This is a genomic window from bacterium, assembly GCA_030647555.1.
GTDB lineage: Bacteria > Patescibacteriota > Andersenbacteria > UBA10190 > CAIZMI01 > CAIZMI01.
The window spans coordinates 72,916-94,565 of record JAUSJG010000008.1 but is presented as its reverse complement, the minus strand read 5'-3'; the positions used below and the strand labels follow the sequence as shown (position 1 = coordinate 94,565).

15 protein-coding genes are annotated in these 21,650 nt (G+C 40.1%); 9 read left to right on the top strand and 6 right to left on the bottom strand.

Features of this window, described 5'->3' with window-relative positions; all coding sequences use genetic code 11:
• Positions 1–100 precede the first annotated feature (100 nt).
• The 5 genes from Q7S57_02525 to Q7S57_02505 are packed head-to-tail and all read right to left on the bottom strand — an operon-like array spanning position 101 to position 7,130.
• Positions 101–844 carry a DUF2334 domain-containing protein gene (locus Q7S57_02525; protein ID MDO8512122.1) on the bottom strand — a complete coding sequence of 248 codons (744 nt, stop codon included), beginning with the start codon at positions 842–844 and terminating at the stop codon, positions 101–103.
• Positions 834–1,940, bottom strand: coding sequence for a glycosyltransferase (locus Q7S57_02520; protein ID MDO8512121.1), 1,107 nt, complete (start codon positions 1,938–1,940; stop codon positions 834–836). Before Q7S57_02520 ends, Q7S57_02525 begins: the two co-directional genes overlap by 11 nt.
• A complete protein-coding gene (gene asnB, locus Q7S57_02515; protein MDO8512120.1) occupies positions 1,937–3,829 on the bottom strand; it encodes an asparagine synthase (glutamine-hydrolyzing) in 1,893 nt (630 codons plus the stop codon). The genes Q7S57_02520 and asnB overlap by 4 nt, the downstream gene beginning before the upstream one ends.
• Positions 3,829–5,028, bottom strand: coding sequence for a glycosyltransferase family 4 protein (locus tag Q7S57_02510; GenBank protein MDO8512119.1), 1,200 nt, complete (start codon positions 5,026–5,028; stop codon positions 3,829–3,831). Before Q7S57_02510 ends, asnB begins: the two co-directional genes overlap by 1 nt.
• A complete protein-coding gene (locus Q7S57_02505; protein MDO8512118.1) occupies positions 5,013–7,130 on the bottom strand; it encodes a hypothetical protein in 2,118 nt (705 codons plus the stop codon). The genes Q7S57_02510 and Q7S57_02505 overlap by 16 nt, the downstream gene beginning before the upstream one ends.
• Before the next feature lie 91 nt (positions 7,131–7,221).
• On the opposite strand from Q7S57_02505, the gene Q7S57_02500 reads away from it, so the two are divergent.
• Genes Q7S57_02500 through Q7S57_02485 form a run of 4 tightly spaced genes read left to right on the top strand, consistent with a single transcriptional unit; the run spans position 7,222 to position 10,832 of the window.
• Positions 7,222–7,923, top strand: coding sequence for a glycosyltransferase family 2 protein (locus Q7S57_02500; GenBank protein ID MDO8512117.1), 702 nt, complete (start codon positions 7,222–7,224; stop codon positions 7,921–7,923).
• Positions 7,920–8,303, top strand: a complete 384-nt coding sequence (locus Q7S57_02495; protein MDO8512116.1) for a DUF2304 domain-containing protein — start codon at positions 7,920–7,922, stop codon at positions 8,301–8,303. The genes Q7S57_02500 and Q7S57_02495 overlap by 4 nt, the downstream gene beginning before the upstream one ends.
• A gap of 2 nt (positions 8,304–8,305) precedes the next feature.
• The gene (locus Q7S57_02490; protein ID MDO8512115.1) at positions 8,306–9,286 is read left to right on the top strand and encodes a GDP-mannose 4,6-dehydratase; all 981 of its coding nucleotides are present in this window, start codon (positions 8,306–8,308) and stop codon (positions 9,284–9,286) included.
• Between the two features lie 34 nt (positions 9,287–9,320).
• Positions 9,321–10,832 (top strand): hypothetical protein, encoded by a 1,512-nt coding sequence (locus tag Q7S57_02485; GenBank protein MDO8512114.1) that lies wholly within the window; start codon positions 9,321–9,323, stop codon positions 10,830–10,832.
• Between the two features lie 266 nt (positions 10,833–11,098).
• On the opposite strand, the gene Q7S57_02480 is transcribed toward Q7S57_02485, so the two are convergent.
• A complete protein-coding gene (locus tag Q7S57_02480; protein ID MDO8512113.1) occupies positions 11,099–11,752 on the bottom strand; it encodes a hypothetical protein in 654 nt (217 codons plus the stop codon).
• A 280-nt stretch (positions 11,753–12,032) separates the two neighbouring features.
• Here Q7S57_02480 and Q7S57_02475 point away from each other — a divergent pair, with 280 nt between their 5' ends.
• Genes Q7S57_02475 through Q7S57_02455 form a run of 5 tightly spaced genes read left to right on the top strand, consistent with a single transcriptional unit; the run spans position 12,033 to position 21,531 of the window.
• A complete protein-coding gene (locus Q7S57_02475; GenBank protein ID MDO8512112.1) occupies positions 12,033–14,246 on the top strand; it encodes a hypothetical protein in 2,214 nt (737 codons plus the stop codon).
• A 14-nt stretch (positions 14,247–14,260) separates the two neighbouring features.
• Positions 14,261–17,038, top strand: a complete 2,778-nt coding sequence (locus Q7S57_02470; protein ID MDO8512111.1) for a hypothetical protein — start codon at positions 14,261–14,263, stop codon at positions 17,036–17,038.
• Positions 17,038–18,519 (top strand): glycosyltransferase family 39 protein, encoded by a 1,482-nt coding sequence (locus tag Q7S57_02465; protein MDO8512110.1) that lies wholly within the window; start codon positions 17,038–17,040, stop codon positions 18,517–18,519. Before Q7S57_02470 ends, Q7S57_02465 begins: the two co-directional genes overlap by 1 nt.
• Positions 18,512–19,993, top strand: a complete 1,482-nt coding sequence (locus tag Q7S57_02460) for a glycosyltransferase family 39 protein (GenBank protein ID MDO8512109.1) — start codon at positions 18,512–18,514, stop codon at positions 19,991–19,993. Before Q7S57_02465 ends, Q7S57_02460 begins: the two co-directional genes overlap by 8 nt.
• Before the next feature lie 5 nt (positions 19,994–19,998).
• A complete protein-coding gene (locus Q7S57_02455; protein MDO8512108.1) occupies positions 19,999–21,531 on the top strand; it encodes a DUF2079 domain-containing protein in 1,533 nt (510 codons plus the stop codon).
• The last annotated feature ends 119 nt before the right edge of the window (positions 21,532–21,650 follow it).

Genomic DNA, 21,650 nt, shown 5'->3' with positions numbered 1-21,650 from the left:
TTCCAACAAGAGGCTATAAAATTTTCAATGGGTAATTTTACTCTGTTGTCATATGCGGCAGGATCTGTATAAAAAAAGTCTTTCCGCGTATATTTTTCGCTCATGTTTTTTTGATTAAAAGTTTATATAATCTAAACCCTATGGTCCAAAAATATCTGTATACCTTATTTATTATATTACTATTACCGCTAACAACTAACTTTGCATAATCAGTGTGAATATTATTTATATTTTTCCTGATAAAAAATTCCAGTTGTTGTATGTAAATATCATCTATTGTGTTCGGATGCACACATATTGTCCACACACCAATCAGTTTCTTCCTGGGTCTCCATAATTGCTGCGGTACCCAAATAAGACCAAACTTCTTAAAAGGATACACTGCAATTCCATCCGTTATGTATTTAAATCCCACCTCTCTTAACGCGTTACAAGTTTGTTCGTCAAAACTGTGTGCCGGAGCCATCCACCATTCAATCTTTGTGTCTAATTCGCGTTCCAATATTTCTTTACCGGCCCGTATTTTGATCAGTTGTTCATCGTAAGAACAGCCAGCAAATTCACTTTGTCTGCTAATTTTTAGTAGGCCTCCTTCTTGATTAATGTATTTATGCTGATAACCATGCTGGGCGACCACCCATCCTTCTTGCAATAATCCCTTAATTATGGACCAAAAATTTTCCAATGGCAGTTGTACCATTAATTTTTTATCCACATTATCCGGCACGACGCCAATAATTGGTTTGACATTATATTTTCTAAAAATACTTTCTAGTTTTAGGAAATTATCCCAGTTCATTGTGGGACAAATGTCATCTAAACGAATAACGTACTTAGCGCCCATACAGAACGAGCTCATAATTATCCTTAATTTGGTCAACCACCTTATTTAATTCAAATCGTTCTAACACCTCACGATAGGCGTTTTCACCCAATTCTCTGCGTTTCTCATAATTTCCAACAAGAAAATCAATCTTTTCCTCAATACTCTTCGCGTCTCTTGGGGGTATAAGTAGCCCGGATACATTATCTTTTATCACTTCTCTATTTACCTCAATATCCGTAGTAATGATCGCCAATTTGCTCGCCATGGCTTCCAGGATAGCATTACTCATTCCTTCTGAGTATGTCGCAAGAACAAATATTTCTCCTAGTCTCAAAATTTCCTTAACATCACTTCTCTGTCCCAGGAAAATGATGTTGTTCCCTGAAGAATAATTTTCAATTTGATTTAGATATTTGGTCATTTCTTTACCGCTGCCAACGACAAGGAGATTTATTTTTTTATTCCGTGAATACACACTTTCAAACGCCTCCAACAATTCTTCATAACCCTTTTCCGGTTTTAAATTACTCACGCAAATAATGCAAAGATTATCATTGGGTATCCCAAGTTCTTTTTTCTTTTTTTCGACATCTAAATTAAATTGGTATTCAACAAGCTTAATAGCGTTGGGAATAACCACAAATTTATCCGCGGACAAAGATAATTCATTCATTAGCACCTCTTTGGCAAAACTTGTCTGAACAAAATACTTGGCAACCAAAAAGCTTGTCCACTTGTCTATTTTCTTAAGAAATTTCCATTGCACATAAAAACCACGCTGACTACTTATTATTTTTTTAACACCTGCCAATCTCCCCAAAATTCTTCCAAAGATATCGGCATGAATAAGATAGGTAACCAACAAACCCGATTTGAACTGTTTAGATATTTTAACAAATCTCCAGGCTACTATGGGGAAATTATATTTCCCAAGATCCAGATAATGCACTGAAATTCCTTTTTCTTCTATTTTTTCACCAACAGGCCCCCTGCCCATGACGCAACAAACCTCGTTGTCAAAAGTTGTCTGTAGCAAAGGAAGCGTCCTGAGCAACATCATCTCTGCCCCACCTACTCCCAAACCAGTAATAAGATGTAAAACCTTTTTTTTCATTGATCAAAAAACTCCTGAAACCAAAGCTCGAGAACCAATAAATTCCAGATCTGATAACACTTGTTAATCGTTGTTTTTGTGTGCGTATCCAGTATCTTCTTCACCTCTTCTCTCTTAAAGATTCCGCGATTAATTGCGCGCTCCGAAAGCAAATTATCATATGTATACTTCTTCAAGTCACTTCTAAGCCAAATATCAAGCGGAATACCAAAACCCATTTTGGGACGATTCAGTATTTCATCTGGGATAAATCCTTCAAGCGCTTTTTTAAAAATATATTTTTTCTTATTTAGCCCCTTCAGTTTTAGGGTACTAGGTATCTGACAAGCAAGCTCAATAAATTCGTGATCAAGCAGAGGAGATCTACCCTCTAGCGCTACTGCCATACTGGCAATATCAACTTTTACCATTAGCCCATCCGGAATATAACTGCTCAAATCCATACACATGGCACAATCTAGAGGATCAACAACTTTTGCCTCTGATATCTTGTGCGGCAGCATGTCAAAGGAATCATGGCCGACAGTTAATTTCTTCATATTGTCAGTATATAATTCTTTTTTCATTTCACTATCGAAATGTGACATAAAATAAGTGAATCGTCTTGACGGTTCCTGAGATAGAATTTTTGCGAAGTGATAGATTTTGTGTGTCAGATCACTTTTAATATTTTCTGACAAAATCTTTGCAATTGGCAAAACCACCCACTTATGAAAATAACGGAATTTATCATAAAAAAGAGTTATTTTGAAATACCGATAACTGCCATAGCCGGCAAAGTTTTCATCGCCGCCGTCACCATTCAGAGCTACGGTTACGTGCTCACGCGTCAATTTACTTACGTAATATGTCGGAATTGCGCTTGAATCGGCATATGGTTCTTCATACTGCTTAATTAACATCGGAAGAATTTCTATCGCCTTGGCTTCAACTATGAATTCCCTGTGATCAGTCTTAAATTTGTCAGCAATAATTTTTGCGTATGAAAGTTCATTATATTTTTGCTCCTTAAACCCAATGGAAAATGTTTTTACCGGCCTATCACTTATTTTACTCATCAGCCCGACTATTGCACTGGAATCTACGCCACCAGAGAGAAACACCCCCAACGGAACATCCGAAATCATCCTCAGCCGAACAGATTCCTCAAGTTTTTCCATTATCTTAATTTTCCATTCTGCCTCGGACAAATTCAGTTTTTGCGTGTAATCCAAGATCCAGTATCTATTAATTTCAACTTTCCTCGTCTTCAGATCAATAAAAAGATAATGCGCTGGTTCAAGTTTTTTGATATCTTTAAATCCTGTTAATGGTGCGGGACAATATTGTAAGGTTAGATAATGGTGAATCGCGACATAATCCGGTTTTTTTTCATAATCCTTCTGAGTAAGAATTGCCTTTAACTCCGAAGCAAAAATGAATACCTTATCATCCAAATAATATTTAAAAGGCTTCTTTCCCACCCGATCGCGTGCACAGAAAATCGTATTTTCTTTTTCATCATAAATCGCAAAAGCAAACATGCCCCGCAAATGTTCAAGACAATTTTTTCCGTATTTATCATAAAGCGCCAGAATTACCTCCGTATCAGTTTTTGATTTAAATATATATCCGTCTTTTTCAAGAAGATCTCTTTTTTCCTGAAAATTATATATTTCGCCGTTAAAAACAATCCAATATCTATCTAAATAGCGCATCGGCTGATGGCCAAGCGGGGAAAGATCAATGATTGATAATCGCCGGTGTCCCAAACCGACATTCTTTTTAGGAGAAATATAAATCCCACCATCGTCCGGACCACGATGTTTAATCGCCTCGTTCATCTTTTCAATATCGTCAGGAAGCACTGCCTTTCCTGAAAGATTAATTTTCCCCGTTATACCGCACATTATTCAATTGTGTTAAAAAGTTGAACATATTGCAAAGATGCTTTTTCCCAGTCAAATAAGTCTTTATTCTTCTGAAACGCACCATTACCCAAACGTTCCCTTTTCGCAGGATTATCCAACAAATCACGCAACAAGCTTACAAGCGCAAATACATCTCTTGGTTTATACAAAAGCCCACTAAGATTGTGATCGACGATCTCCTTCGTCCCGCCGACGTCCGTCGCAATAATCGCCTTACCACAAAGCGCCGCCTCGATTATCGATGTTGGTAGACCTTCTGTATAACTGGGGTTGATTACAATATCCGCCCGCTTGATTAAGGCAATAGTATCATGGTGCACCTTTTCTCCCAAAAAGACTACCTTGTCCAACCCCAAACCTTGAGCAATACTTTTCAAATCGTTGGTCTGCGGACCATCTCCCACAATAAAACAAAATACTTCTTTGCGATCAATAACTTTCAACGCATTTAAAAGATCAGCAACACCCTTACCGGAAATTAAACGCCCGACAAAAACAACCAATAACGACCCTTGTGGCAAATTCAAAGCAACAGGACCGGTTACAGATATCTCTGCTTTATCTACTCCTCGATAAATAAATTTGCACTCTCGCCCGGCCATTTCTTTAACAAAACCGGCCGAGGCTTGAGAATTTGCTACTACAACATCCGCGCTCCAGAGCACCAACTTCCCCAATGTTTTATCATACAAAACAGCGACAAAATTTTTCCAGACACTTTCAAGCTTGGGAAAATCCGAACCGTGTTCTATGTGTACCCATCTAACCTTGTTTGTTTTGGCGTACCAGCCAGCCAGCAAGGATGAGAAAAAGAATCTCGTGCGCGAAATGATTATTGAATATTTATTAGTTCGTACGGTTGCCACCTGACGCCAAAAAAGCGGTTGCCAAAATTTGGGCACCGGATAATTGGATATCAATTCGAATGCCGGAAACCTGATTACCCTTACGCAACGCGAAGAATTATTTTCACAAACCAACTCCTCGTTTTTAGCACTAAACGGTAATTGTGGTGTAAAAACGGTAATATCGTAACCCAACATAGACAAATACTTGTTAAATTCTCTTGCATGCGACTGTAACCCGCCTATATGCGGGGGGTATAAAGGCGAAAAAACAAGAATTCTCTTGTTTTGTTTTTTCTCATCCATACTGATTCCCCTTATTTCACGCGCCATATTATCACCCTGTCTTGATCTGAATATATCCTCTCATATGCGTCGCTGTTCGTATCAAAAACAAGAGGAAAACACTGCGCCGTCATCTCGCGATAAGGCCTTTGAGCGTAAGGATTACGCGGATCGTCGCTATAGTAATATATGAATACATTCTTTTTCAAACCTTCTCGCAATTCAATTCCTTTTTTCAAATCGTTAACATTTTCATCAATTATACTATGTAATTTACCCGAATCAACTGAATTGGTTTGCGTTAGATAATTTTCAAGTTTACCAAGTGTCTGACGTGCCACAATTTTTTTGGGAAAAAACACAGGGTTAGTACTTTCAACTATACGCCATAAATTTTCCGATTGTTCCAACTCTTTGTCACAATAGAAATTCGCTGGCATATTATACATAACTGAATTTGCATGAAACCTTAGTAAATTATAATTACCAACAGATAAAATAACTCTTCTTCCTGACAAATTATTTTTTATCCATTCTGCCGATTGCAACTGATAATCGGGAACAACATATTTTTTAAGATCGTTTATATAAATAGCTGCTCCGACGCTTATCAATGTTAAAAATACGAGCAAAATAGAATAATGATTATGATTATGATAATGATTATCTTCGGAATGTTTCATTGTTCCTACAACAAAAGCCGATAAGAATATACCTCCAAAGATCCAAGCTCTTTCCGGAAGCAATGCGACATTGGCAATTCTTGGCAACACATCCGAGATAATAAAAAATGTTACAAACCCAAGACACAATATTACTGCTTCAGGACTACCAACACTACTACGCAATACTCGACGACGAAAGGACGCTCTAAAAAGGAAAAAACAACAAAAAACTCCGGCAGTAAATAAAAGTGGTGGGCCCACATAAAAAAGATAATACTTACTGACACCCAAAAAACCAGGCCAACCCATTTGATTTTGATCCACATTCTCGTAAAACGCCGGAAACAGCCAATTTATCTGAAAAAGTAGTATAGAATGATAAACTTTATTTATCCAAAAAATGACAAAAATTAACAAATTATTTACAAAATTATAATACGGCAAAAGAATAATCATCAATAAAAAAACCGTGAGTTTGTTTGAATTAATAATAAAGGTGATTTTTTTTCTATCATTAATTATCGTTACTGATATCCAAATTAAGAATATAATAACAGCCATTTCATAATAAAAACTGGCTAGAAAAATAGAAAACCCCGCAAGATAGTAAAAATATCTATTTCCGCTTAATCGAGAATACAATAACCAAAAAATAAAATTTGATGTTGCTATTATCGCTATCATTTGCGGCATTGGAGTAATTTGATAGAGAATTGTTGATGGGCTTGCCAACGGAATTACTAATATCGCCAGCTGATGAAGCCTGCTTTTAAATCTGCTCGCCACAAGCCATGTTGGGATAAGAATAAGACAAGAGAGCAACGGCAAAACATATTTAAAATACGCGTATGTATCAATTCGAGCAGTATTTATGAAGATTCTCGTCAAAACTAAAAAAAGTGGCCTATCAACTAAAGGTGCCAATTTTCCGTCAACAAACAATTCTCTATACTTATTCATCCAATGATAAGGGTCTTGCTCAAGTAGCGGAAAATACGAAGTAATTATTAATAAAACAGTTATGAAAAATAGCACCGCAATAACTCCAAACAATAAATATGACTTTGTTACACTTTCTTGATCAGCCTTATTGTCTTCTTCAATAAATGACGCTCTTCCCTTTAAGCAAAAAAATAAAACAGCAATAAACAAGAACAATGTATTGATTACAGGAAGCCAAATGTAATCTTTATCAAGAAAAGTTATTTCCAGAAAATAGAATGCCGGCATTATAAGCAAACCGCTTATACTGGCGATATTTATAAATTCCAACCAGTTAAATGTTTTTTTAACGCAACACTGTAAAAGAAGAACGCAGTTGATTCCACCAAGCGCCAACGTTATGAACAGCACAATAAATGAGTAAACATAGTTGATCAAACGAATCTCAATAAAACGCGTCCACACAAAAAGAAGGGCAAAAAGCGAAAAAACCACCACATTGAGCTTAAAAACTCTTTTCAAAATATCGTAATAATTACTCACTCGTTATTTATACCAACAATGCCCCAATAGTTAAAGGAGAAACGAAACAAAAACACTATACAATACCAACTATTGTCCTATACTACTGAATATGAAGATTGCGATTATCATTCCGGCCTATAACGAAGAAAAATGCCTCAAAGCGTCTATTGATGCAATTAAAGTGTCCTGTCCACAGGGAGACATTATTGTGGTTAACGATGCCTCTACGGACAAGACAAAAGAAATCGCGTTATCCATTCCCAACATCACACTCCTAGATCTACCAATCAATTTAGGAATCGGCGGTGCAATGCGCACAGGGCTTACTTATGTTCACAGAAACAACTACGATATTGCGATGCAAGTGGATGGAGACGGACAACACGATCCTGTTTTTATACCAAACCTATTAGAAGTGTTAAATAATGACAAAGCGGATATGGTAATCGGCAGTCGCTTTCTTAAGCGCGAGGGTTTTACTTCTTCTCCGATGCGTATTTTAGGTATAAGAATTTTCTCTTTCTTAATTTACATAGTCACCGGAAAATACGTTTCTGATTCAACCTCCGGTTTTCGCCTATACAACAAACAAGCCCTTGCCTACGCGGCAAAACACTACCCCACTGATTTTCCTGAACCGGAATCGATCGTTATGATGTTTCAAAGAGGGTTTCGCCTCAATGAAATTCCAGTTATTATGAAAGAACGACAAGGTGGTGTGTCTTCTGTAAGACCAATAAAAGCAGCCTATTTTGTCGCATCTAATTCCATCGCCATTCTTATCAGCGCAATTAAACATCCTAGAGTATGATTTCCCTCGCGTTCCAAGGTTCAATTCCACCAAGATTACAAATTATCGCAATTATCGGCAGTTTGGCTCTCTTTTTTTTCATAATCTTCCTGATTAAGCAAGGCAGACTAAAGGAAGGGTATTCCATTGTTTGGTTTATCGTGGCACTTACTATGGTCGTACTTTCTATTTTTGAAGGCCTAATGGATTATTTAGCCGAAACCATCGGTATTGCCTATGCTCCCGCAATGCTACTTCTCGCAATGGTCATCGGTCTATTTCTTTTGGCCATTCATTTTTCCCTTCTTTTTTCCCGCTACGATAAAAAAATTCGCGCGCTTGCGCAAGAACATGCTATTCTAAAAGCGGATTTAGCAAAAAATAATTTACCCAAAAATTGATTATGCATAAATATCTTATCACAGGTGGCGCCGGTTTTATCGGGTCCCACCTTGCGGAACACTTATTGAACTTGGATCACGAAGTATTTGCCATCGACAACCTGTCAACCGGTTCAATGACCAATATCGCGCATCTGGAAGACAACCCAATGTTTCATTTTGTTGCGGGCGAACTTTCAGAATCTCCCGACCTCGATCGTCTAGTGGCATCCGTAGACGCGATTTATCATCTTGCGGCGTCAGTTGGCGTTAAAAACATAATGGACAACCTTGTCTCATCAATCAAAAATAATATTGACAGCACCGCGAAACTGCTGGAAATTGCGAGTAAGTATAACAAAAAAATTCTTCTTACTTCTACTTCAGAGGTATATGGAAAGAACAGCCAAAAGCCTTCAGCGGAAAACGATGACTTAAGAATGGGTGAAACAATCAAAAGTCGCTGGTCTTATGCTTGCTCGAAAGCACTCGATGAATATTTGTCGTTCGCCTACTTCAATGAGAGAAAACTACCCGTTACCGTGGTTCGTCTTTTCAACACCGTCGGCGAAAGACAAACAGACGCTTACGGCATGGTCATCCCAACTTTTATTAAGCAAGCCTTGCGAAATGAATCTCTTACTATTCATGGCGACGGCAAACAATCCCGCTGTTTTATTTATGTAAAAGATGTCGTTAAGGCGATGCAACTTCTAATGGACAATGAGCAGACAAACGGAGAAGTTTATAATATTGGCAGTAAACAAGTAATTACAATAGAGGAACTGGCGGACAAAATTATTGATTACACGAGAAGTAAAAGCATTAAACTGTTCATTCCCTACAATGAGGCGTACAAAGTCGGCTTTGAAGACGCCGAGCGCAGAGAACCCAATACCGATAAAATTGAAAAGCTGTTGAATTTTGCGCCACAAAGCAACATTGATAATATTATCACGAAAGTTACCAAATACTGTACGGAAAATAATCATATTACCGTTTGAACCACACACCTCGTTTTTTACCGCAAAATTGTTCGTGAAAAAAGCTATTAAAACAATATTCACACACAGCACTAATGTCGGCTTTTTTTTGGTGGCAATTATAATTTTGTCTGTTTTTTCATTTCAATACCCCCTAACCTCAAAACTACCGCTTGGGAACGATGCACCAACACACATCCAAAATGCGCGCTATCCAATTTCCGCACCACCCTTTAGCACCGTCGCAGACAGGTTTGCACCTTTTAAAACAACTTACCGACTATCCAGTAGCCTGTTTGCGCTAGCTCGTTTTTTGCCGTTCTCCTGGCCTCAACGCTTTATGATTTGGATGGCGCTTGGTCACCTTCTCACAGGACTGCTTTTGGGCTATTTACTAAGAAAATTTGCCGGTTTGATTCCCGCTTTTATCGGAATGGTCTTTTGGTCGATATCCGTAGTCGGTGTCTTATCGTTTGTTCAAATTGGCTTTATGCCTCAACTGTGGAGTATGATTTTTCTGCTTTTGTTTTTTGAAAAATTGCATGCAAAATCAAAAATTGGAGTTGGACTGTCACTCATAGCGATGTGGTTCGCGCACCCGGGAACATTTATTGTTTGTGCATTAGCACTGGTAATCACCCTGCCACAGTATATTTTTTCAAAATTAGATCGTGTCAACGAAACCGCTTGTACCTGGAAGCGCGTTACCGTTTCAGTCGCCTCCGCGCTGTTACTGATCCTTCTCTTTATTGCTTTCAAGCGCTGGCCTTCCTACATCGCACTAGAAACAGAATTTAACGTTTTTCGCACCATTTCTGAAATACTAAAATCCCAAATCGGAATAATTGTTCCCTTTACGCCAATCGGTTTGATAATTTTTTCTCGTCTAAATTCTATATCAAAATTTTTCCGTCTATATTTGGTGACATTTGGAGCATTGTCGATTGTTCTCGGTTTTAATTCCTTGCTTGGAATAGGAATTTTGGAAAGTCGATTTTTCCCTTTCGCAATTATTTCCATAATTATTTTCGGATCAATTGGTATTTGGAAGGTTCTTCAAACTGCATTTGCTTTTGGCCCGTTGCGCTACTTGGTACTTACCGTTATTTTAGCCGTTGCCATTTTCCAAGGCTGGCATACCGCAGGCGCTTATTTTGCCAACCCGGGAATAGACAAAACCTATCAGCAACTTCAACCAAATCAAGTTGAAGTTTTTGGATGGATAAAACAGAACTTGCCGAGCAACGCAGTGATCGCACAAAACGATTCTTTGGGAGATGGCGTTATCAGGTGGCTTCCAGTCCTCACGGATCGAGGCACAACGAATGGCGGATATTTGAATAAAAATTCCTGTGCGGACGTAATGAATCTTTTGACCCAATCCAGTGCCACGTATATGTTATATTTCAAAAAGTTCGAGACTATGTCTACGGCATACGAAACAAATCCATTGTTATTCAAAAAGGTTTACGATACGGAAGAGGCGGTCATCTATGAACTACCGGTTAAACAAGCTCAAAACGCAGAACAAATAAAAATTAAACCTGCCACATTATGCGCAAACTGATATTAAATATTGCTTTTCAATTTGTTGCATTACTTCTCCTACTCTCCGCGGTTGCGTTTTGGTTTGGCTACATCAACAATCTCTCAATTTTGTTTTATGGTGCCACGTTGCTAATTTTTGCAATTCTAATCAGTGACCTTTGGTCTTTATTTTATATTGCCGCTTTTGCTTTAGCGACAGCAATAGTGATCCCGATTGTCCCAAAATTACACATCGTCCCCGGTGCCCGCGCCCTTATTGCCGCAACAATTTTTGGAGGACTGTTTCTAATCGCCACGCTTATTATTTCGAATCAGCGGATCAATAAGCACAACGGGAAAGATCACGACAAGTCCAGCAAGTAAAGCCAACTTGTACCAACCGACATAATCTTTTGGCGTAGCCGATTTTTTGAAGATGATATCTCTCCTGACGGCGCTTGAATAAAACCGCATGGCGATATTACCGCCTTCTTCTCGATAAACACGCGGGGCTTTTGCAATATCATTGAATCCGGGCGTGGTAAAAATTACGCGCAGATCTTTTACGGATAAAAATTGTTTAGTTGGTTGCAACGTGAGATCATTTCTGCCGGCCGTAAGTTCAAAAACATAATCTTCCACTACGGTCATATCATCTTTTTTGATTGTCACGTTTAATCTCTGTTTGTCTTTCGCATTATTCGGCAACATCACCGGTATTGCAATTTTTTCAATGTTGGTTGGATTGTCAAAATGGAACGTCTGCGACGCGTTACGTTTTTCATAAACTGCATATTCGGAACTTGAGTCGATTCGCGTTGGAGAACGATAGACCGTTGTTTCGACAATAGTGTTCAGCCATTGCGAATATCTATCGTACGCGATTTTTACGCCGGTGCCCCAGACGAGGATGATGACGAGGACGGCTACTATTCTAAGGATGAGGTTGGTGTGTTTCATACTATGTACGTTATAACCCACCCCCGCCCTCCCTTGAATAAGGGAGGGAATTGCGACGTAATCCCTCCCGTGCTGGCACCCTCTCGAACATCCACTGGATGTTCTCGTGGAATCCGCCGCACCCCTTTGGATAAAGGGAGGTAGATTGACTCCACACCCTTCCGCAAATTACTTATTTTCAGCATTATGTAAGCATATCATTTTCATGGAAATTGTTACCACTCGACCATTCCAACGCACCAGAATATGGAAGACTGTTTTGTGCCTCCTACCTATTTGCGTGCTTCTTGTAATTTTGTTAACGCCTTTCCATTTAAAACACGATAACAATTTACCGCATTTGGATTCAAAATACATCCGAAGAGTTTTTGGCACTTCCACCGTAGGGCAAATCGTCAACAGTGACTACACCACGGACTCTCTAGACATAATGATCAGCGGAACGTCAAAACATCCCTCTTTGATAATTCTGGACGATACCGCAGGAAAAGAATTAGGCCGTACCCAGGCACAAATATCGCCCAAACCACAATGGGTCAGAATTAAATTTAGCCAACCGTTGCCCCAAGGAACACAATCTCTGGTTTTGAAAACCGATACAGAAATCAACAAAGAGTCGGCGATCTTGATTCATTATCAACCGGATTCAAGAAGATACGACAAAGGCAATATGCTTGTCAGTGGTAATAATTCCTACGGCGATATTGCCTTCCGACTGAACGAAAAAATGCCACTCTGGAAAGCGGCAATCGTCTGGAGCCGTATTACTGACAAATCAATTAAACAAAACCGGCCCGCCATTTTTGCCGCGATATTTTTACCATTGCTTTTTGTCGCGACACATTTATTAAAAAATAAAACTAAATCATGGATGATTTACATATTACCAACTATTGGATTAATTTTACTCGCGATCATTTTGCACGCCCCCTACACACGACTAATTGAAGGAGTTTTTGGCGGTGATGCCTTCAATTATCTTTCAAAAACCGAAGCACTCCTGCATTTTGAAGATTTTTTTGCCACCGACCCCAGAAAGGGGCCCTTGTTGTCCATTTTAGCTATCCCTGGGTTTATAACCGCCGATCCACTTCTTTGGTCCAGGTGGATCGGCATTATGGCCGCGGCCGGAACAGTGGCCTTGATTACCTTTATTGCCAAATATTTTCGTTTGCCATGGGCAATCGCCCTTGGTGCCGGATTACTGCTTGCCGTCAACCAAGATTTCATTTGGGAAGCGCCGAATGGTTTGGCTAATTCACTTTATGCGTTTACGACATGCGCCTCTTTGCTTTCATTTTTATACGCCCGCAATCTGCGCCGTCAGGCAATTTTCGCCATCCTTCTTGGTTTAACTTTTTTAACAAGGTACGAGGGCGCTTTATTGGCACTTGTATTATATCCGGCATTGTTTGTCAGAGAGAGGTTGCCGTTAAAAAAAATATTACTGTTGTTGGCAATCACCATTGGAATAGTGGGATTGCCGCAAATTTCATATTTTTGGTCGGGACATTCCGGTATAAGAACGCTTTCAGACATAAACGACGACCAGGGTCTATCGCTTGCCTATTCCAAAGAAGTTTTGATCGCGAATTTTTCCCGATTAAATTCATATGTTTGGAATTGGTGGGTGACGACCGGTAAAAGCGGACATGCAGTGTTAAGTATGGTCAGCGGCCTTGTTGCCGGTTCCTTATTAGCGTTTCGCAACCGAAATGCAAACTTCCAAAAATTCTTTAATTTTTTGACCTTGGGCGCCCCTTCCTTATTAATCGTATTGATGCTCGTCCTAAGCGTCAGTATCCCTGCACGCACTTATGTGGCGGGACTGCCTTTGTTTCTGTGTGGTGTGGGGCTGGCCTGGCTTTTAGAAAGAAACGCCAAAACAACGGCCGTAATCCTCCTGATCATTATCAGCCAGATTTTTTTTATTACTCTTATTATTCCAAAATCTCGGTATTATCTGCAGATTATCCCCTTTTCAGCGTTTTTTATGGCAACCGGAGTTTATCAACTTTGGAAACAGAAAAACAATTTTTTATCGATTTCCATTTCCTTGTCGGTTATCGGTTTGCTGGCCGGCTTTTTTTACGTCGACGGCCACGATTCGTTGAAAGGGCGCCTTGAAAAATATAACAATCATTCGCAGGATACAAGCGTGATGATTCAAGCCGTGAGATATTTACGTAGTCAGTATGGCATTGTCGCCTTTCGCACCAAGGAGGAACAGTCAATTCAAATATACCTGTCGCGTGAACGAAGAAAGTTTTTCTCGCCAAAAAACAATGAAAACATCGCACAACAAGAATTGGATTGGATCCAAAGCAACGACATCAAATATCTTGTGGAACGAAATCGTCCGGAAAACTGGCAAATCACCCAGCGATTCCCCGATGTCTTTGAACGTTTGCATACTTATGACACAATTTACGGAGACAGTCGTGTTATGATCTACACCGTCCATCGTGACAAAATGAAGGAAATTACTTTCTAACTGACTCAAGAACGATGTTGAAACTAAAATCATTCTTTAACCGCAACAAAACAATAATTGGTACTGTGCTAATCGTACTAATTCCCTTCTTTTTTATTTGGTTAAGAGGCCGACTTTTTTACGACTTCGATATGACGTTTATCACCGCGCCGATTGAGGATATGTTTGCGCATTATCAGCGAGCGGGCCATCTGCCGTTGTGGGCCCCGGAACTGCAAATGGGTTATCCACTCATCGCAATCTCGCATCTTGGTTTCTTTTACCCATTGCATCTAGTTTTACGCGAATTTTTGCCCGGAGTTATCACATTAAATATTTCGCTATTTTTGCATACCATTTTGGCGACGGTTGGAATGTATTTACTCTTGAGACAAGAAAAATTTCAAAAACAATCTGCCTCCTTTGGTGCTTTTATTTTTGCCGGAACAGGCTTTTTTGTCGGTCGGTATTATCTCACTAACGTTTTACTCCCACTGGCCTGGACACCAATTTGTTTGTGGTTGCTCGGCAATTGGTTGAAAAATAAATCTTATAAATCGTTGCTGGGTTTAAGCATCGCTATCGCTTTGCAAGTCTTGCTTGGTCAGCCACAAGCGGCGTTGATTAGCACTTTTGCTTTAGTTCTCTATGCAATTGCACATTTTGCCGTGGCGCCAAAAACCACCGTGTGGCGTTTAATCCCACTGGTACCCGCCGCCGTCCTCACGATTCTGCTGGCATACATGCAAATCTCCCCTACACTCGCCATCGTTCCTTTTTCGGACCGTGCGGACGCCATGTTACCTGCCGAACTCTACGAATTCAATCTTCCTTTTTCACACCTTTCTTCTTGGATATTTCCACATAGCTTTGGTTATCACGAAAACTATATCGGCGCCAAAAACGAAACTGAACTAAGTTCGTGGCTCGGCCTAACCGTTCTTTCAATTATTCTCGTAGGACTATTCAGTATTAGACGCATGCCGAAGCGGTCATTATTGTTTGTAATTCTTCTTTCAATTCTTTCCTTATTAATGATTACGGGAGAATCATCGCCTCTCTATCGCTATTTGGTGGAAAACCATTGGCTGGATTCGTTGGGAATTCCCGCCCGCTGGATTCTACTATTAATAATCGCCTTTTCGTTTCTTGGCGCTTTTGGCGCAGAAGCGTTAATACGCGCCAACAAAAAGAAAAGAACAATTATGTTGGTCGCGGGGATTTTAATTATTTTAGCGATTACTTATTTTAGTTTACTAAGTATCCCGACAAGCATTCGTTCGCAAGTAAAAGCTAATCTCATTCAAAATTATTTCCGCACACTAATCCCCTTCCTTACTATTCCTTTTATAATTTATTTGGGACGCAAAATTTCGGAAAAACAAATTTATTTATTGATGATTTTGGCGACAGCAGAAATTCTCATCCCCAACTTAACCAGAAACGTCAGCGTGCCGTTTAGTCAGCCTTTTCTTGTCACAAAATCCGAAGCCATCCTGAAAAACCAACCGGCATGGGGACCGCGCCTCTTCACGCAACGCGATTTGTCGCTAGACCAAGAACCACAGCAACTGTTCCACCAGTTTAAACGCCTCGATCAAGGAGTAATTGTTAAACAAACATTCACCGGCACAGAATCAGAACTATGTGGTATCACCCTGGATTTACGCTGGAGTAAGGGACAACAAAATAACACCAACATTGTTTTACAAATTCAGGACGATAATACAAAAGAAGCACAGACAATCAATATTTCAACGATAAACATTAACTCTGCCAAACCGTTGGAAATTATTTTTCCAAAAACATTTAAAAACGCAACGGGACATATTTTTTCTGTTTCGTTTTCTCAACAAGAAATTAAAACCGGACCATGGATAACGTATGTCGGGTTTCCCAACAATAGTGAACTCAATTATTTGCCCGGTGGCCACGCCAGCTTCTGTTTTCAGGACAAGTGTGAAACACCCACTTTCAAGACGGCCGTGGAACCCGATATTGCGCTAACACCGCTCTATGCGGATTTTAATCGCATCAAACTTTCCCAAGATATTCTTTCGCCACATATCGGCGCAAGTAAGGGCATCCCCAGCACACAATGGCTTGGCGCACTGCAATTAAGAGAAGTAAAACGCTATTTATATGAAATCGGCGATCAAAATGAAAACGCGGATGGTTTTAATCCATTCCTCGAAAAACGACGTGAATTACTAAATCGCCTTGGCGTTGGCTACTTATTGGGTTCATATCAAAATAATCGCGTTTTGGGCAACCTTAAAAACACGGAACTGCTTCAAGAAAATCAAGCAGAAGGACAAACGGTGCGACTTTATAAAAATCTTGAAACTGCCCCAAGAGCGCAATTTGTTACTAGTGTCTCATCAGTAACGCATTCCGATGGCGCGCGCGCCGATTTGTTCAATGCGCAAAAACCGTCCGATGCCGTTCCTGTTGAAGACGACACCCTGTTAAAAAACAAAACCTTGAGCCCCGGAGAAGTTTCATTTGTTTCCTATCAACCAAATGAAGTAGTATTAAAAACAAAGAATGCAGGCGATGGATTTCTATTATTACGCGACACTTATTATCCGGATTGGCACGCTTACATTGACGACAAAGAAACAAGAATTTTCCCGTCCGAATGGATTTTCCGTGGCGTTATCGTTCCCGCCGGTGAACATACGGTAACTTTTAAGTACACTCCTATAAAAACATTACAGGCAATAAAGATCAGCATAATTTCATGGATATGCTTGTTCATCTCATTACTCGTTTTTGCGGGAATAAAATTTAACAAAAACAAACGAAAATAATGAATATCGCCTGTAACAATATATTTTCAAGCAAGTTTTGGTTGCGTTTTTCGATTTGGCTTCTGTTTTTTCTTTTTCTTTTCGTCCAAACATATCACCTTGCCACCCTTCCCGGCCTCGTCGGCGACGAGGGATATGAAGGATTAAGCGTGTTCGATCATATTCAGGACAAAAAACCATTTATCATCGGCCGTGAATCATATGTCGCTTTCTGGAGTGATTATGTTCGATTACCCTTTGTGCTTTGGCTTGGCGAAACCGCGCTCGCGATGCGCATTCCCTTGATAATTGCCAACTGCGTTACGTTCTGGCTGGCTTATTTTGTTTTCCGCCGTATTTTTGACATTCGATTGGCATTTTTTGTGATGGTTGCCTGTTTTTTCTCCCCACCCTACATTCTTTACCAGCGCATCAGCTGGCCGATTAACTTTCTACCGTTTTTTGCGTTTCTATTGCTTTTTGTTCTTACAAGAAATTTTCGTTCCAAGCCTGTCATTGCCGGACTAATCGCCGGCCTTGGTGTTAGTACGCACGTTACTTTTACTGCGCCGATAGCCGGCATTTTTGGCGCGTATCTATTGGCAAAATATCGCGATCTAAAAAAGATTTTTACATGGTGGCCCACCTTGATTGGTTTTTTAGCGGGTTTTGGATTACAGCTTGCCATTATGTTGGAAATGAGCGTGGAGAGCGCGCGCGTTGGCCATTTTTCGCTAATTATCGGGCGTCTTGAAATTCTGTACCCGACGCTTTTTAATTATTTTTCAGGAATCAGCTATTGGGGTGAATATGTCGGTGATGTCTCTCACGACATTGCCCGGATTATTATTTTTTTACTGCTTGTTTTTGTTTTTTGCGCGTTACTGATCAAACCCCATCGAAAAGTCGCTTTATATTGGCTGATTGGGATTGTTATTTCCATTGTCGCAACCGTAATAATGGTAAGCTACTTTCGCACTCGCTATTTACACGTGACAACGATAGCGCTTTGGGGTCTGGCGGGATTAGGCTTCGGCAAAGTTCTATTAAATACTTTCAAGAGCAAGAAGGTATTAATTCCCATTTCATTCCTCTGTGCGATACTGTTATCCTTTTGGACATACCGCGCCGTGTTCGTTCCCTACGAAAAAACCGGTGGTACCACTCTTAATTTTCAAGATTCCGGCGATTCTTGGGACAAATCCGGTCACTTTGCCGATATCCAGCCGTTGGCGAACTGTGTAAAAAATATCGGGCTTGTGTTTTCTGAAGAACCGAAGATTAGTAACCGTTTGAAATTTTTACGCGAAGCGGATCAGCATATCAAAGTTGCCGACGAACGAAAAAAAGCGAAGTGGTTTGTCGATTACCGCGGGCCACGCGACTTGGACGATCCGACAAAACTTCGCCCGGGCGAAGTTTGTCCCACTGTTCGAAACTTCATTGTGATTCCAAACGACGAATATATTCCGCCAAAACCAAAAAACAAAAACAATGCTTAATTATATTTCCCGCACAATTAAACAATTAAATTTACGACAATGGGTTGTTTTATTCATTTTCGGCTTATTTCTCGTCACAAACTCCGCGTATCTTTCCAGTGTACCGGGACTACTAGGAGACGAAGGCGATGAGGGACACAATGTCCAAGAATTACTCAACAAAACCAAACCGGCTATTCAAGGTGAAAGATCATATATCGGCGTCTGGATCGACTATTTGCGGATTCCGTTTGTTTTTGTTTTCGGTCACAATACCTTGTCACTGCGCATTATTGCTCTCCTCTTTTCAATTGCATTTTTTTGGCTTGCCTACGATGTCCTTCTTAAAATTTTTGGGGAAATCCCCGGCCTATTCGGACTCATCGCCCTTGCATTCTCTCCTATTTATTGGTCCGAAATGCGCATCGGTTGGGCAATCACCCTCCTGCCTTTTTTCGCTATCCTCACAATCTACTTATTTCGTAAAAAAACAGACTGGTCTCCACTCTTGGCGGGCATCTCTGCCGGATTCGGCCTAAGCACGCATATTCTGTTTTTACCGGTACTAACAGCGATTTTATGCGTATTCGGGATTATCAAACTGGTACCCAATTTCTCGTTACAAAAAATTAAACAACTTTTTGCCAAAACTTTTGTTTTTTTGATCGGTTTCTGGGCGATATTTTGTGTTCAATTTGTTAATCTGTTAATCAACAATCTCGATCAAGGAAATATCGAGAAAACTGCCGGACTATTTTCTACAAGATTAAGTGAATTATTTTCAATCGCCCCGCGTTTTCTTTCCGGCTCGCTATTTATCGCGCAATACACGGCACGAACTTTTAATGACAGCATGGCACTGCTAATCACCATCATTCTTTTATTATTGATAATTTTCGGCTTTATTTTCAGCAAACACAAATTCGCGATGGCGGGTTGGCTCATCGGCCTTTCTATAAGTTATCTTGTCCTTGTCTATATGATTGAGTATTACGCCATTCGTTACTTTATCATTATTACACTGGGCACTTGGCTTATGGCGGGAATCGGTCTTGGAGAAATAATCGGACGACTCCGCAAAAAAATCAGCTATTCATTTGCAGTAATCCTGTCAGTCGTTCTTATTATTACAAATCTATCGCTAATAATTATTCCCTTCTTGGCAACAAGTGGGAGCAACGACACATTTCCAATTATCGGCACCAGCCGTTTTGAATACGCCTCCGGACGCGTGGCGACCGCACCACTAATTGGTTGCATAAGTTCTCTCGATCAAATATTCTCTAACAATGTTCACATTCGCAATCGACTGTATTACCTGGCCGACGGCAACCCCCAAATTAGGGTTGCTAAGCGTAAACAAGATGTACGGTGGCTTATTAGTTACAGAATGCCCAATGATAAAATTTTACCAAATGAAGTATGTCCATACCTGAAAAACTTCCGTGTTACTCCGACAAACGATATGGGTTCAATTGATTGGCCAAAAGACTAAGGACAATGAACCGCCACCGAATTTTCAACACCGTCGCGTTTGTCTTAATCGGAATTTTCACCGTGCTTTATTTGCAAATGGTTTTTTCCAATTTCCGTTTATTTGAAACAGGTTTGGATTTAGGTGCCTATGCGCAAGCTTTGTTTAACCTAAGTCACTTCCGTCTCCCGTTTAATACATTTAAAAATATGGTGATGTGGGGCGACCACGCGCACTTTATTATCGCGTTGTTTGCTCCGATTTATCGCTTGTTTCCCGACGCACGCGTTTTATTGGTCGCGCAGGTATTGGTCGTCACTCTGTCCGGCTATCCACTCTATAAAATTGCGCAAAAAATTCTTAACAGTTCCCTACTTGGCTTGGCTTTTCTCTACGCCTATTTGGCATTTATCGGCACACAATACGCTCTTAACGTTGATTTCCATCCGTCGGTTTTAACCGGTGGAATTATTCTTTGGTTTATTTACGCTTGGCATTTTGACAAAAAAATTCTCTTCTGGATTTCACTTGTTCTTGGTCTTATTACCCGCGAAGACGCGCCACCGATCTTTTTTATGCTCGGCTTGTTTTATTTCCTTCAACAAATTGGTGTGTTCGTTCGCGCACGAATACGCAAACAGTCTTTCGACAAAAAGAAAATACTCATCTGGCTAAGCGTGATGATTATTTCCTTCACCTATTTTTGCGTGGTCGCTTACATCATTATGCCCCAATGGACCAGGGGTGGTGACGCGCTTACTTACCTCGATACGGGCAATAAAGATCCTTATAGTGTTGTACGCGGTTTTTTTGTCTACCCGAAAGCCATTTTTCAAAATATGACCGATACGGAAACAAAACGAAACACAATCAATACGCTTTTTTCATCATTCGGTTATTTACCGGCCTTTACGCCCCTTACGTATCTTTCCGGTTTAACAATTTTTTATTCGCGTTTTGCCAGCCCCAACGAATATCGCTGGTTGATCAACAATTATTCCAATGGCAACATTCTTCCATTGTTGGCGATTGGCGGAATTTATTCGATTAGCTATTTGTTTTGGCTATTAAATAAAGTACGCCTGAATAGACTTAAAAATGTTTTTGTCGTAATTATTTGCGCCCTTCTGATTTTCAGCGTGCAAAAAAACGCGTGGAGTGATAAAAAAGCGCCCCTCTACCGGGCGCGTGCCAGACACATTATGCCAACGGAACTTATTACTAAACACAACGAGGCGGTAACAAAAGCATTGGAAATTATTCCGACCGACGATACAGTGGCCGTCTCCAGTGGTTTTACGGCGCGTTTTGCCAACCGCCGGAACCTCCAACTATATCCGGAAATAAATAGCTCAACCCAGTGGCTGATTGTCAGTCAATTCGTTAGTTCATGGCCACTCCAGCAAGGATCAATGGAACATGAGATCACTGTTTTACAAAACGATAAAAATTTTTCGCAAGTTTGGAGTGGCGACGGAACATATATTTTTAAACGCATTTCTGCGAGTGAATCTTCCGCACCGAAAAATAATCCTTCCACACCCGATACAGAAGATTAATGTAACATACGCAAGCGTGGTTATTCCTGATAATCCCTCTGTTTCTTTTATTCTCAAATAATGTCCAATGACCACTACCCAATACCCACTGAATGACCACTAAGCTAAATGACCAATTA